Origin of the sequence: Pustulibacterium marinum, assembly GCF_900116665.1 — a bacterium.
GTDB lineage: Bacteria > Bacteroidota > Bacteroidia > Flavobacteriales > Flavobacteriaceae > Pustulibacterium > Pustulibacterium marinum.
The window spans coordinates 1-1,002 of sequence record NZ_FPBK01000032.1 but is presented as its reverse complement, the minus strand read 5'-3'; the positions used below and the strand labels follow the sequence as shown (position 1 = coordinate 1,002).

Annotated in this window: 1 rRNA gene; it reads right to left on the bottom strand. The window is 46.8% G+C overall.

Going from position 1 to position 1,002, the window contains the following annotated elements:
* A 23S ribosomal RNA gene (locus BM383_RS18705) occupies window positions 1-1,002 on the bottom strand; the annotation flags it as partial.

Below are 1,002 nucleotides of genomic sequence, written 5' to 3'. Positions count from 1 at the left end.
CCGCATTATCGTTACTTATGCCTACATTTTCTTTTCTATACGCTCCAGCATACCTCGCAGTACACCTTCAACGCCCATAGAATGCTCCCCTACCACTTTATAAGTCCATAGCTTCGGTAGTATACTTATGCCCGATTATTATCCATGCTCGATCGCTCGACTAGTGAGCTGTTACGCACTCTTTAAATGAATGGCTGCTTCCAAGCCAACATCCTAGCTGTCTAAGCAATCAAACCGCGTTTTTTCAACTTAGCATACATTTGGGGACCTTAGCTGATGGTCTGGGTTCTTTCCCTCTCGGACATGGACCTTAGCACCCATGCCCTCACTGCTGATCATCATTTTATAGCATTCGGAGTTTGTCAGGAATTGGTAGGCGGTGAAGCCCCCGCATCCAATCAGTAGCTCTACCTCTATAAAACTAAATCAACGCTGCACCTAAATGCATTTCGGGGAGTACGAGCTATTTCCGAGTTTGATTGGCCTTTCACCCCTACCCACAGGTCATCCCAAGACTTTTCAACGTCAACGGGTTCGGTCCTCCACTATGTGTTACCACAGCTTCAACCTGCCCATGGGTAGATCACACGGTTTCGCGTCTACTACTACTAACTATAACGCCCTATTCAGACTCGCTTTCGCTACGGCTCCGGACCTGAAGCCCTTAACCTTGCTAGTAAAAGTAACTCGTAGGCTCATTATGCAAAAGGCACGCCGTCACCCCACTAAAGGGCTCCGACCGCTTGTAAGCGTATGGTTTCAGGTTCTTTTTCACTCCCTTATTCAGGGTTCTTTTCACCTTTCCCTCACGGTACTAGTTCACTATCGGTCTCTCAGGAGTATTTAGCCTTAGCGGATGGTCCCGCCAGATTCACACAGGGTTTCACGTGCCCCGCGCTACTCAGGATACTACTATCAATAACAAAACTTAACAATACGGGACTATCACCCTCTATGGTTTGTCTTTCCAAACAATTCTAATTCATTTCGCATCAAATATCG